We start from the raw sequence: 13,376 nt of genomic DNA, 5'->3' as shown, positions 1-13,376 counted from the left end.
TGCATCTGTTGCCGGGGTCAGAGCCCTTTCCAGCGGAAAGGGATCCGACCCCGTGTACGCCGGTAGTGCCGGCCGCTGGCCGGCACCCCGCGGGCATCAGTAGCGGTAGTGGTCCGGCTTGAACGGGCCTTCCACCGGCACGCCGATGTAGTCGGCCTGTTCCTGGCTCAGGGTGGTCAGCTTCACGCCGATCTTTTCCAGGTGCAGGCGGGCCACTTCTTCGTCCAGCTTCTTCGGCAGCAGGTAGACCTTCTTCTCGTAGCTGTCCTTGTTCGCCCACAGGTCGATCTGTGCCAGGGTCTGGTTGGCGAAGCTGTTGGACATCACGAAGCTCGGGTGGCCGGTGGCGCAGCCCAGGTTCACCAGGCGGCCTTCGGCCAGCAGGAAGATCGCGTTGCCGTTCGGGAAGATGTACTTGTCCACCTGCGGCTTGATGTTGACGTGCTTGACGCCGGCGAACGACACCAGCGCGTCGACCTGGATCTCGTTGTCGAAGTGGCCGATGTTGCAGACGATGGCCTGGTCCTTCATCGCGCTCAGGTGCTCGATGCGGATGATGTCCTTGTTGCCGGTGGTGGTGACGTACAGGTCGGCACGGCCCAGGGTCGATTCGATGGTGTTGACTTCATAGCCTTCCATCGCCGCCTGCAAGGCGCAGATCGGGTCGATCTCGGTGACGATGACGCGCGCGCCGTAGGCACGCAGCGATGCAGCGCAGCCCTTGCCGACGTCGCCGTAGCCGCAGACCACGGCCACCTTGCCGGCCAGCATCACGTCCATCGCGCGCTTCAGGCCGTCGGCCAGCGACTCGCGGCAGCCGTACAGGTTGTCGAACTTGCTCTTGGTGACCGAGTCGTTGACGTTGATTGCCGGGATCAGCAGGGTGCCGGCCTGGGCCAGCTGGTACAGGCGGTGCACGCCGGTGGTGGTCTCTTCGGAGACGCCCTTCCAGTCCTTGACCACGCGGCCCCAGTAACCCGGGCGCTCCTTGGCGACGCGCTTGAGCAGATTCTTGATGACCTGTTCTTCGTGCGAGGAGGAAGCGGTGTTGACCCAGTCGCTGCCGTTTTCCAGCTCGTAGCCCTTGTGGATCAGCAGGGTCACGTCACCGCCGTCGTCGACCACCAGCTCCGGGCCGGTCAGGGTGCCGTCGGCCAGGGTGAAGGTCAGCGCGTCCAGGGTGCAGTCCCAGTACTCTTCCAGGGTTTCGCCCTTCCAGGCGAACACCGGGGTGCCGGTGGCGGCGATGGCGGCAGCCGCGTGGTCCTGGGTCGAGAAGATGTTGCACGAGGCCCAGCGCACGTCGGCACCGATGTCCTTCAGGGTCTCGATCAGCACTGCGGTCTGGATGGTCATGTGCAGCGAGCCGGTCACGCGCACGCCCTTCAGCGGCAGCTCGGCCTGGTACTTGCGGCGGATCGACATCAGGCCCGGCATTTCGTGCTCGGCGATGTCCAGTTCCTTGCGGCCCCAGTCGGCCAGCGTGATGTCGCGGATCTTGTAATCACCTTCGGTGGAGAAGGTCTTGGCAACAGCGTTCATTCGTGTGCTCCGGTTGTGGGCGAGCGGGTGCTCGCATCTAGCCGGGCGCCGTTGTTACAAAGCCACCTTACCGAGCCTGGCCGGGCCTCATGGGATCCGGTCGCAGCGCCCCTCGGCAGGGGAGAACCCCCATTATATCGCGGCCCCGGCATGACATCCGGATGACCCAACCATCGGCAGATGGGGGCGCGTGCACGGCCTGTTAAGGTCGATGCTTTCACGCATCACGCAGGTAGAACGATGAGCATGCACGTGCGCCGTACGCGGCGCTGGACCGGCCTGGTCCTGTCGATGGGACTGCTGGCGGTGGCCCCGCTGGCCTGGGCCGCAGCCCCGCAGCCCGCAGCGGCACAGGCCCAGGGCGTCAATGGCTACGAACTGCCCTCGGCGGCGCTGCAGGCGGTGGTCGATGCGCCACGCGCGCCGTCGCTGTACCTGTCGCCTCGTCGCGACGTGGCCGCGCTGATGCAGATGCCGTCGCTGCCGTCGATCCAGGTGGTGGCGCAGCCGGAACTGAAGATGGCCGGCCTGCGCATCAACCCGCGCACGTTCTCCGACAGCCGCTTCAGCTTCGGCGAGAAGCTGTGGCTGATGAACGTGGCCGATGGCAAGGAACGGCAGATCAGCGGACTGCCGGCCAAGCTGTCGATCGCCAGCGTGATGTGGTCGCCGGACCAGAAGTGGCTGGCCTTCAACCAGGTCGAGGCCGCCAGCGGCGCCAACGAACTGTGGCTGGTGGACGTGGCCGGTGGCAGTGCACGCCGCCTGGTTGCCGGCCTGAACACGGTGATCGGCAGCGGTTACCAGTGGCTGCCGGACAGCCGCGGGCTGGTGGTGTTCACCCGCCCGGCCAACCTCGGTGCCGCCCCGGCCACCGACGGCATCCCGACCGGCCCGGCCGTGCAGCAGACCCGCCAGGGCGATGGCGTGGTGTCGATCCGTACCTACCAGGACCTGCTGAAGAACGAAGCCGACGCGCGCCAGTTCGACTACTACGCCACCACGCAGCCGGTGGAAGTCAGCCTGGATGGCAATACCCGTGCGATCGGCGCGGCCGGTATCTTCATGGGCTTCTCGGTGTCGCCCGACGGCCGCTTCGTGCTGCGCCAGCCGGTGCAGCGCCCATATTCCTACGTGGTGCCGGTGGGCAGTTTCCCGCGCCGCATTGAAGTGATCGATCGTGCCAGCGGCAAGCTGGTGCATACCGTGGCCGTGCGACCGCTGGTGGAAGGCCTGCCCACCGGCAACGACGCCGAAGTGACCGGCGTGCGTGACATCGGCTGGCGTGGTGATGCCGCAGCGACCCTGGTCTGGGCCGAAGCGCAGGATGGTGGCGACCCCAACAAGGACGCCAAGGTGCGTGATGCGGTGCTGATGCAGGCCGCGCCGTTCGACAGGCCGCCGGTGACACTGGCCCAGCTTGGCAGCCGCCTGGCCGGCATCAGCTGGGGCCGTGGCGACCTGGCCCTGCTGACCGAATCGTGGTGGAAGACCCGCAGGACCAAGACCTGGCTGATCGCCCCGGACAATGCCAGCACCGAACCGCGCCTGCTGTGGGATCGTGACGCGCAGGACCGCTATGCCGATCCGGGCCGGCCGCTGCTGGCCAGCGACGAGCGCGGCCGTTGGCTGCTGCAGACCAGCGCCGATGGCAGCAGCCTGTACCTGGCCGGCGCCGGTGCCTCGCCGGAAGGCGACCGCCCGTTCGTGGACCGCTTCGACATCGCCACGGGCAAGGCGACGCGCCTGTTCCACTCGCAGGCGCCGAGCTATGCGCTGCCGGTGGCATTGCTGGACAACCAGGCCAGCTCGCTGCTGCTGAGCCGCGAAAGCCCGGACGAGCCGGCCAACTTCTACGTGCAGTCGCTGGCCGATGCCGGTGCTGCGCCGCGTGCGCTGACCCACTTCGCGCATCCGCTGCCGCAGCTGAAGGGCGTGCAGAAGGAGCAGATCCGCTACAAGCGCAAGGATGGCGTCGACCTGACCGCAACCCTGCTGCTGCCGCCGGGCTACGACCCGAAGCGCGACGGCCCGCGGCCGCTGCTGATGTGGGCCTACCCGGGCGAGTTCAAGAGTGCGGCCGCGGCCAGCCAGGTGACCGATTCGCCGTACCGCTTCAATGCGGTCAGCTACTGGGGCCCACAGGCGTTCCTGGCCAAGGGGTATGTGGTGCTGGCCAGCCCGTCGATGCCGATCATCGGTGAGGGCGACAAGGAGCCGAACGACACCTACATCGAACAGCTGGTGGCCAACGCGCAGGCCGCCGTGGATGAAGTGGTGCGCCGTGGCGTGACCGATCGCGATCACATCGCCATTGGTGGCCATTCCTACGGTGCGTTCATGACCGCCAACCTGCTGTCGCATACGCGCCTGTTCAAGGCGGGCATCGCGCGCAGCGGCGCCTACAACCGCACGCTCACGCCGTTCGGCTTCCAGGCCGAGGAGCGCAACTACTGGCAGGCGCAGGACGTCTACCAGAAGATGGCGCCGTTCAACTACGCCGACAGGATCAAGGATCCGATCCTGTTCATCCACGGCGTGGACGACAACAACTCCGGCACGTTCCCGATCCAGAGCGAGCGCATGTTCGCGGCGGTGAAGGGCCTGGGGGGCACCGCGCGGCTGGTGATGCTGCCGAACGAGTCGCATGCCTATCGCGCACGCGAATCGATCATGACCATGCTGGCTGAAAGCGAGCGCTGGCTGGAGCAGACCATCGGCCCGGCCGAGCAGGGCAAGGCCAAGAAGAAGCGCTGATACGTGCATGAGGTGGCCCCTGCAACAGGGGCCGCCTGTGCGGCTGCGCCGCCGCCCGAGCATGGGCTCGGGCGCTACACGGTGTCACGCGCCATGACGCCTGTAGAGCCGAGCCCATGCTCGGCTGCGTCCGCCATGGATACGTGCAGATGAAACCATTTTTGCATCGCAGCACGACGCCCGTTCTGGTTTAGGCTTGGGGTCTGGATCCGTTGACCGAGGCCTGTGCGTCGCCGATGAACGAGTACCGCAGCAGCATCGAGTTTGCTTCCCCCGATCTTCCGCTTCGCGACGACGTGCGCCGGCTCGGCGCACTGGTCGGTGACCTGCTGGTCGAGCAGGTATCGGCGGCCTTCCTCGACGATGTCGAGGACGTGCGCACCCGCGCCATCGCCCGGCGCGAGAACCAGGCGCCGCTGTCGGAGCTGGCCGAAGGGCTGGCCGGGCGCACGCCGCAGCAGGCAGAAACCATGGTGCGGGCCTTCAGCACCTACTTCCAGGTGGTCAACATCGCCGAGCGCGTGCATCGCATCCGCCGTCGCCGTGACTACCAGCGTGCCGGTACCGCCGGTGCGCAGCCCGACGGCCTGCAGGATGCGCTGCAGCACCTGAAGGCGCAGGGCGTGGGCCTGGACGAGCTGGCGCAGTGGCTGCCCCGCATCGACATCGAGCCGGTGTTCACCGCGCACCCGACCGAGGCCGTGCGCCGCGCGCTGCTTGAGAAAGAGCAGCTGATGGTGGCCAGCCTGGTCGACAACCTCGACGGCCAGCGCACGCCCGGAGAAGCCGCCGCCGATGCTGCGCGCTTCCGCATGGCGCTGACCGCCTCATGGCAGACCACCGATTCCTCGCCGGTGCGGCCCACCGTCGATGACGAACGCGAGCACGTCGGCTTCTATCTGGTGCAGGTGCTGTACCGGGTGATTCCGGTGTTGTACGAATCACTGCAGCAGGCGTTGCGCGATACCTATGGCGAGGAACTGCCGCTGCCACGCCTGCTGCGATTCGGCACCTGGGTGGGCGGTGACATGGACGGCAATCCGAACGTGGATGCCCACACCATCCGCAATACGCTGGATGCGCAGCGACAGGCGGTACTCGCGCGCTACCAGAAGGAACTGCTGCAGCTGGCCAGCCTGCTCAGCCAGTCCACCGAGCGGGTGGGCGTGAGCGATGCGCTGCAGGCGCGCGTGGTGCAGTACCAACAGTTGCTGCCGCATGTGCAGTCGCGCCCGCGCCATGCCGACATGCCGTACCGCCTGCTCAACGACCGCATGCGCGCCCGCCTGCAGGCGACGCTGGACGATGGCGAGGGCGCTTACGCCGGCCCGGACGAACTGATCGACGACCTGCAGCTGATCCTCGACAGCCTGCGCGCGAACCGCGGCGAACATGCCGGTGGCTTCGCCGTACAGCGCCTGCTGTGGCGGGTGAAGACCTTCGGCTTCCACCTGGCGCGGTTGGACGTGCGCCAGGAATCGAGCGTGCACGCGCGCGCGCTGGCCACCGTGCTGGGCGGCGACGCAGCATGGGACGGTCTGGATGCATTGGGTCGCGCGCGCCTGCTGGCGCCGCATGCCAGTGGTGACACGCCGTTGCCGAAGGGCGACGACGAAGGCAACCGGCGACTGGACGCCGTGTTCGCGGCGTTGGCCGATGCGCGTGCGCGCCATGGTGGCGATGCACTGGGCAGCTACATCATTTCGATGGCGCATGACCGCAGCGATGTGCTGGCGGTGCTGGCGCTGGCGCGCCGCGGCGGCCTGGTGGAAGCGGGCGGGACGGTGCCGCTGGATATCGCGCCGCTGTTCGAGACGGTGGACGATCTCAAGCGTGGCACCGCGACCCTTCGCGACCTGCTGGCCGATCCGATCTATCGCGCACACCTGCACGCACGCGACGACGTGCAGATGGTGATGCTGGGCTATTCGGACAGCAGCAAGGACGGCGGCATCGCCGCTTCGCGCTGGGGCCTGCAGCGTGCGCAGGTGGAACTGCTGGAGGTGGCGGCCGAGGCCGGCATCCGCCTGACCTTCTTCCATGGCCGTGGTGGTTCGATCAGCCGTGGTGGCGGCAAGACCACGCACGCGGTGGATGCCTCGCCGCGCGGCAGCATCGATGGCCGCCTGCGGGTGACCGAGCAGGGCGAGGTGATCCATCGCAAGTACGGCATTCGTGCGCTGGCCCTGCGCTCGCTGGAGCAGGCCACCGGCGCGGTGCTGCGCGCCAGCCTGCGGCCGCGTGCCGCCGAACCACGCGAAGATGACTGGCGGCCGGTGATGGACGCGGTGGCGTCTGCCAGCAGCGAGGTATATCGCGCCTTCGTCGGCCAGGCCGGCTTCATGGACTACTTCCGCACCGCCACGCCGATCGACGTGATCGAGCGGATGACGCTGGGCTCGCGGCCGTCACGCCGGCTCGGCCAGGACGCGGCACTGGGCAACCTGCGTGCGATTCCGTGGGTATTTGCCTGGAGCCAGGCACGCGCGGTGATTCCCGGCTGGTATGGCGTGGGCAGTGGCCTGCAAGCCGCGGTTGATGCCGGCCACGAACAGACCCTGCGCGACATGGCGCGAGACTGGCCGTTTTTCCGTACGTTCCTGGACGACATCGCGATGGTGCTGTCCAAGGGTGACATCACCATTGCCGAGCAGTTCTCGCTGTTGTCGGGTGATCTGCACGAGCGTTTCTTCCCGCAGGTGCAGCGCGAACTGGAACTGACCCGGCACTGGCTGTTGGCGCTGATGGACCAGCAGACGCTGCTCGACCACGATGCGCGGCTGGCACTGTCGATCCGCCTGCGCAATCCCTACGTTGATCCCATCAGCGTGCTGCAGGTGGATCTGCTGCAACGCTGGCGGGCCAGCGGACGCGAGGATGACGATTTGCTGCGCGCGCTGGTGGCTTGCGTAAACGGCGTTTCGCAGGGCGTGCAGAACACCGGTTGATCCGCATCCACCGGGCATGGCCCGGCGAATTCGAAATGGTAGTGCCGGCCAGCGGCCGGCACTACCGGGTTCACGCTCATTCCTCCGGCGACGGCGGGTTCGACGCCAGCAGTTCCAGATGGCGCTGCTCCATTTCCTGGCGCAGCTGGCGGCGGATCAGTGCGGCGGCCTGGCGGCGCTTCTCGTCCGACGTGACCGGCTGCAAGGGCGGCACCGGCGTCGGCCGGCCTTCCTCATCCACGGCCACCATGGTGAAGAAGCAGCTGTTGGCGTGGCGCACGCTGCGCTTGAGGATGTCCTCGGCCACCACCTTGATGCCGACCTCCATCGACGAGGTGCCGGTATGGTTCACCGAGGCCAGGAAGGTGACTAGCTCGCCCACCGCGATCGGCTGGCGGAACATCACCTGGTCCACCGACAGGGTGACCACGTAGCTGCCGGCGTAACGGCTGGCACAGGCGTAGGCGACCTGGTCGAGCAGGCGCAGGATGGCGCCGCCGTGGACCTTGCCGGAGAAATTGGCCATCTCCGGCGACATCAGCACGGTCATGGACAGCTGGTGGGTTTTCAGTTCGGTCGACATGCGGCGATTGTATCGACAACCGGTAGTGCCGGCCGCTGGCCGGCGACCACGCGACTGTTTCCGGAGGCCATGAAAAAGCCGGCCAGCGGCCGGCTCTACCAGAAAAGAGAAGGGCCGCTTGCGCGGCCCTTCTTGAAGGTCAGCCGACTAACAGTCGGCTCTACAGCGGCCCTTCGTGTTTCTTACTTCAGCTTCGCATCGGCGCGCAGGGCGGCGGCGCGGTCGGTCTTCTCCCAGGAGAAGGCCGTGGCGTTGACGGTCTCGCCTTCGCCGTTGAGGTAGCTGAACTCCTTCGGCTTGCGGCCGAAGTGGCCATAGGCCGCAGTCTGCTGGTACATCGGGTGCACCAGGTCCAGCATCTTGATGATGCCGTACGGGCGCAGGTCGAAGTGCTTGCGGATCAGCTTCTCGATCTTGTCGTCGCTGATCTTGCCGGTGCCGAAGGTGGTGACCGAGATCGAGGTCGGCTCAGCCACGCCGATGGCGTAGGAGACCTGCACTTCGCATCGGTCGGCCAGGCCAGCGGCAACCACGTTCTTGGCGACGTAGCGGGCCGCGTAGGCAGCCGAACGGTCGACCTTGGACGGGTCCTTGCCGGAGAAGGCGCCACCACCGTGACGGGCCCAGCCGCCGTAGGTGTCGACGATGATCTTGCGGCCGGTCAGGCCGCAGTCGCCCACCGGGCCGCCGATCTCGAACTTGCCGGTCGGGTTGATGTGGAACTTGGTGCCCTTGTGCAGCCACTTGGCCGGCAGCACCGGCTTGATGATCTCTTCGCGGACGGCCTCGATGAGGTCCTTCTGCTTGATGCCCGGGGCGTGCTGGGTCGACAGGACAACGGCGTCGATGGCCGAGACCACGCCGTTTTCATAGCGCAGGGTGACCTGGCTCTTGGCGTCCGGACGCAGCCACGACAGCGGCGAGTTCTTCTTCTTGCGGATCTTGGCCTGCTGCTCGACCAGGCGGTGCGACAGGTGGATCGCGGCCGGCATGTAGCTGTCGGTCTCGTTGGTGGCATAGCCGAACATCAGGCCCTGGTCGCCAGCGCCCATTTCTTCCGGCTTCTTGCGATCCACGCCCTGGGCGATGTGCGGCGACTGCTTGCCGATCAGGTTCAGCACGCCGCAGGTGGCGCCGTCGAAGCCGACGTCGGAGCTGTCGTAGCCGATGTCCGTGATGACCTTGCGGGTCAGCGCTTCCAGGTCGATCCAGGCGCTGGTGGTGATTTCACCGGCCACAATGGCAACACCGGTCTTGACCATGGTCTCGCAGGCCACGCGGGCGCGCTGGTCCTGGGTCAGGATCGCGTCCAGCACCGCATCGGAGATCTGGTCGGCAACCTTGTCCGGATGGCCTTCGGAGACCGACTCGGAGGTGAAGAGATAGCTGGACATCAGGCGTAATATCCCTTGATTCGGATGGAAAGATGGGCGCGAATGATACACGGGGTGCGCCGCCTGTGCATTGTGAACCTGTACCGGTTGCCGGTGGTTAAGCCCGCGTAGGCCCGGCAGGGGCCGTCCGGCCGGGATTGGGGCCCAGCCTCGAGGCCCAGTGTTCCACCAGCGTGACAACGCACCGGGCTGCTACCGGCCCCGACTGCGCGGGCCGCAACGCCCGGCAGCGGCTGTCCGGCCGTCATCGTTCTGCCCCAAAACCGCCATCTGGCTGCCGCCTGCCGGGCGCAGGCTGTCGGCCAATCCGGCCGCCGGGCATGAGTGGATCTGCCATGCAGGAACTTGAACAGCGTCTCCAGCAACGCTTCCCCGATTGGTTCCATGGCCGTCGTGGCCAACTGGCGCGGCCACTGCTGCGCAGCGTCGGTCGCTGGTCGCGGCTGGACCAGATCGAAGCCTTCCTGCAGCGCAGCTCAGGCCTGCGTGGCTTCGGTTTCGTCGCCGCCGGCCTGGAATTCATCGACGGCCAGTACCAGGTGGACCCGGCCGCGCTGGCGAAGATCCCGGCCACCGGCCGCCTGCTGATCGTTGCCAACCACCCTTCCGGGGCACTGGATGCCCTCGCACTGCTGGACGCGGTCGGCCGCATCCGCCGCGACGTGCGGATCGTGGCCAATGACCTGCTGGGGGCGATCGCGCCACTGCAGGACCTGCTGCTGCCGGTGCGCATCCTCGGTGGCAAGGCGCAGCGCGGCAGCCTGCATGCCGTCGAGGAAGCATTGGCCGCCGAGCAGTGCGTGATCGTGTTCCCGGCCGGTGAGGTCTCGCGGCTGTCGCTGCGCGGCATCCGCGACGGCCGTTGGCAGCGCGGCTTCGTCCGCTTTGCCCGCGCGGCCGGTGCACCGGTGCTGCCGGTGCGGGTGGAGGCGCGCAACTCGGCACTGTTCTACGGCGCCTCGACCCTGTTCAAGCCGGCCGGTACCGCGCTGCTGGCGCGCGAGATGTTCACCCGTCGTGGCCGTCCGCTGCGGCTGAGCATCGGTGAGCCGATGCAGCTGGGCAAGGGCGGCGACCCGGGCGCACAGCTGCTGGCGGTGCGCCGCGCGTTGTATGCGCTGGGCCGTAACGGGGCGGCGGGCGATGCCGCTGCTGTTGCAGGCCCCGAGCCGCTGGCGTCCCCGGTGCCACCTTCGCAGGTCGCCGCCGGCATCGCTGCCGCCACCCAGCTGGGCCAGACCGCCGACGGCAAGCAGATCCTGCTGGCGACCTGTACCGCCGATTCGCCGCTGCTGCTGGAGCTGGGCCGCCTGCGCGAGCTGACCTTCCGCCAGGTGGGCGAGGGCACCGGGCGCAGCCGCGACCTGGACGACTACGATCCGCAGTACGAGCACATCGTGATCTGGGACGCCGCCGCGCAGCGCGTCGCCGGTGCCTACCGCATCATGCGCGGTGCGCAGGCCCTGGCCCGGCACGGCCTGTCCGGGCTCTACAGCGCGTCGCTGTTCCGCTATTCCGACGATGCCATCACCCACATTGCCGAAGGCCTGGAACTGGGCCGCAGCTTTGTGGTGCCCGATTACTGGGGCAGCCGCAGCCTGGATTACCTGTGGCAGGGCATCGGTGCCTACCTGCAGTGCCGGCCGGGCATCCGCTACCTGTTCGGCGCAGTGTCGATCAGCGCGGCGCTGCCGCGTGATGCACGCGAGCAGCTGGTGGCGTACTACCAGCGCTACTACAGCGGTACCGCGGGACTGGCCGAATCGAACCGCCCCTTCCAGTACTTCGCCGCGCCGCCGAGTTTCGGCGAGCTGGATGCAGGTGCCGCGTTCGATGTGCTCAAGGCCAACCTGGCCGCACTGGGTACGGGCGTGCCGACGCTGTACCGCCAGTACACCGATCTGTGCGAACCCGGCGGCGCGCGCTTCCTCGCCTTCGGCGTCGACCCTGACTTCAGTGATTCGATCGATGGCCTGATCGAAGTGGACCTGTGTGCGATACGGCCAAACAAGCGCAAACGCTACCTGCGCGACGCGGGGACGCCGGCATGAGCACGCTGGCGAACCTGTCGCCGCACCGGCGCGCAGTGTTCGTCTCCGACGTGCACCTGGGCTCACGTCATTGCCATGCCACCGAGCTGGCGCGGTTCCTCTCGCAGCTGCGCTGCGAACGGTTGTACCTGGTCGGCGACATCATCGACCTGTGGTGGATGGCGCATCGCCGCGCCAACTGGCGCCAGTCGCACAGCGAAGTCATCCAGGCCCTGCACGCGCTGCGCCGTGCCGGGACCGAGATCATCTACATTCCCGGCAACCACGACGCATCGTTGCGCCACGTATGTGGGCTGATGCTGCCGGCCATGCAGGTGCGCCGCCGCGCCATCCACGTGACTGCCGATGGCCGCCGGCTGCTGGTCGCGCACGGCGACGACTACGACGGCGTGACCCACTTCGGCGGCCTGCAGGAAAAGTTCGGCGACTGGCTGTACTACCGCATCCTGACCGGCAACCAGGCGCTGAACGCCGTGCGGCGCCGGCTGGGCATGCGCTACTGGTCGCTGTCGGAGTTCCTGAAGAAGCGCAGTGGTGCCGCCGAACGCTACATCGAGCGTTTCGTGCAGGCCGGGTTGGATGACGTGCGTCGGCGCGGCCTGGACGGCATCGTCTGCGGCCACATCCACCGCGCGGCGCTGGTCGAACGCGATGGCCTGGTCTACGCCAACGACGGCGACTGGGTGGAGAGCCTGACCGCACTGGCCGAAGACCATGATGGCGCGCTGCGCCTGCTCGACCACAACGGCCAGACGCTGGTGGAACTGCCGGGCGCGCGCATCAAGCAAGCGGCCTGACCCTCTCTTGTAGAGTCGAGCCATGCTCGACTGCTCTTCTCAGACTGCCCCGCGTACCGCAGTCGAGCATGGCTCGACGCTACAAAAAAGCGCGAGCGGCGCTCTTCAGCAGGTGTGCCATCGAGACGGCGTCCCCACAAGCCGCTAGCATCGGCCCATGGACTCCCTGACCCAGATCGTGCTCGGTGGCGCCGTCGCCGCTGCCATCGCCCCGCCCGGCCATCGCCGTGCGGCCCTGCTGGCCGGTGCCGCGCTTGGCACCCTGCCGGACCTCGATGCCCTGTGGCTTGGTTTCACCGCCGCCGACCCGGTGGCGAACATGATCGAGCACCGCAGCTTCAGCCATTCACTGCTGGTGCTGCCGTGGGTGGCTGCTCTGATCTGGTGGCTGTTCAAGCGCTTCGGCAACGGCCGCGTCGCGCAGTCGCCGGTGCGCTGGTTCTGGGCGATCCAGCTGGCGCTGGTCACTCATCCCCTGCTCGATGCGTTCACCGTGTATGGCACACAGCTGTGGTGGCCATTGCGGCCACACCCGACCATGGGTTCCAGCGTCTTCATCATCGATCCGGGCTACACCGTGTGGCTGCTGCTGGGCTGCGCACTGGCCTGGTTCGGTCGCGCCCGGCCCTGGGCGGGCAAGGTGTTGGGCGTGGCCCTGCTGCTCAGCAGTGGCTATCTGGGCTGGGGCCTGATCGCAAAGGCACAGGTCGACCGTGCCGCACAGCAGAGCCTGGCCGCGATGGGCCTGGGCGATGCGCCGCGCTTCTCGGTACCGATGCCGTTCAACACCCTGCTGTGGCGGGTGGTGGCGATGACGCCCAATGGCTACGTGGTGGGTGACCGCTCGCTGATGGCCGACCACGGGCCGATGCGGTTCGAAGGCCATGCGTCCAACGTGCAGGCATTGCGCGAAGCGCAGGCCATTCCGGCGGTGCAGCAGCTGCAGTGGTTCAACCGTGGCTTCATGCGTGCGCAGGTGGTTGACGGCCGGTTGGTGCTGAGTGACCTGCGCATGGGCCTGGAGCCGGACTACACCTTCAACTTCGTCGTGGCCGAACAGGCTGATGGGCAGTGGCGGGCGATCACGCCCGAGCAGGTGCGCGTGGATTACAGCAGTCCTGCCGCGCGCGCTGACGCTGGTCGCCGCCTGGCCGCGATGTGGCAGCGGATCTGGCAGGAGCCGGCAGCCTCCGCGACGGGTGCCGCGCACCCGTAGATCCACGCCATGCGTGGATGGCGTAGGCATCGGCGAAGGCAGCCACGCATGGCGTGGCTCTACTGCCTCCATCGGCAGCGCAGTGTCG

General features: G+C 67.6%; 8 protein-coding genes and 1 riboswitch. Of the genes, 5 read left to right on the top strand and 3 right to left on the bottom strand.

Features of this window, described 5'->3' with window-relative positions; genetic code table 11:
• Positions 1 to 96: 96 nt before the first annotated feature.
• Positions 97 to 1,542 (bottom strand): adenosylhomocysteinase, encoded by a 1,446-nt coding sequence (gene ahcY / locus BKE09_RS07770; RefSeq protein WP_075675352.1) that lies wholly within the window; start codon positions 1,540 to 1,542, stop codon positions 97 to 99.
• Between the two features lie 36 nt (positions 1,543 to 1,578).
• A riboswitch (S-adenosyl-L-homocysteine riboswitch) is annotated at positions 1,579 to 1,662 on the bottom strand.
• A gap of 120 nt (positions 1,663 to 1,782) precedes the next feature.
• Here ahcY and BKE09_RS07765 point away from each other — a divergent pair.
• The gene (locus BKE09_RS07765) at positions 1,783 to 4,299 is read left to right on the top strand and encodes a prolyl oligopeptidase family serine peptidase (RefSeq protein ID WP_075675351.1); all 2,517 of its coding nucleotides are present in this window, start codon (positions 1,783 to 1,785) and stop codon (positions 4,297 to 4,299) included.
• 236 nt (positions 4,300 to 4,535) lie between these two features.
• Positions 4,536 to 7,247 carry a phosphoenolpyruvate carboxylase gene (gene ppc / locus BKE09_RS07760; protein ID WP_075675350.1) on the top strand — a complete coding sequence of 904 codons (2,712 nt, stop codon included), beginning with the start codon at positions 4,536 to 4,538 and terminating at the stop codon, positions 7,245 to 7,247.
• A 76-nt stretch (positions 7,248 to 7,323) separates the two neighbouring features.
• Here the strand turns inward: ppc and BKE09_RS07755 are convergent, their stop codons facing one another.
• Together BKE09_RS07755 and metK are read right to left on the bottom strand one after the other, a co-directional pair.
• Positions 7,324 to 7,830 (bottom strand): acyl-CoA thioesterase, encoded by a 507-nt coding sequence (locus tag BKE09_RS07755; protein WP_075675349.1) that lies wholly within the window; start codon positions 7,828 to 7,830, stop codon positions 7,324 to 7,326.
• 182 nt (positions 7,831 to 8,012) lie between these two features.
• Positions 8,013 to 9,224: a methionine adenosyltransferase gene (metK, locus tag BKE09_RS07750; protein ID WP_010481882.1), complete on the bottom strand. Its 1,212-nt coding sequence runs from the start codon at positions 9,222 to 9,224 to the stop codon at positions 8,013 to 8,015.
• Positions 9,225 to 9,559: 335 nt separating this feature from the next.
• Here metK and BKE09_RS07745 point away from each other — a divergent pair, with 335 nt between their 5' ends.
• The 3 genes from BKE09_RS07745 to BKE09_RS07735 all read left to right on the top strand — a co-directional run bounded on the left by BKE09_RS07745 (position 9,560) and on the right by BKE09_RS07735 (position 13,288).
• Complete coding sequence (locus BKE09_RS07745) at positions 9,560 to 11,275, top strand: lysophospholipid acyltransferase family protein (RefSeq protein WP_075675348.1); 1,716 nt, start codon at positions 9,560 to 9,562, stop codon at positions 11,273 to 11,275.
• On the top strand, positions 11,272 to 12,072 hold the full coding sequence (locus tag BKE09_RS07740; protein WP_014036008.1) for a UDP-2,3-diacylglucosamine diphosphatase: 801 nt from the start codon (positions 11,272 to 11,274) through the stop codon (positions 12,070 to 12,072). Before BKE09_RS07745 ends, BKE09_RS07740 begins: the two co-directional genes overlap by 4 nt.
• A 157-nt stretch (positions 12,073 to 12,229) precedes the next feature.
• Positions 12,230 to 13,288, top strand: a complete 1,059-nt coding sequence (locus BKE09_RS07735) for a metal-dependent hydrolase (RefSeq protein ID WP_075675347.1) — start codon at positions 12,230 to 12,232, stop codon at positions 13,286 to 13,288.
• Positions 13,289 to 13,376 lie beyond the last annotated feature (88 nt).

The organism is Stenotrophomonas sp. TD3 (assembly GCF_001939825.1).
Taxonomy (GTDB): Bacteria; Pseudomonadota; Gammaproteobacteria; order Xanthomonadales; family Xanthomonadaceae; genus Stenotrophomonas.
The sequence above is the reverse complement of the archived record's forward strand: the minus strand, read 5'-3'. Positions and strand labels throughout refer to the sequence as shown.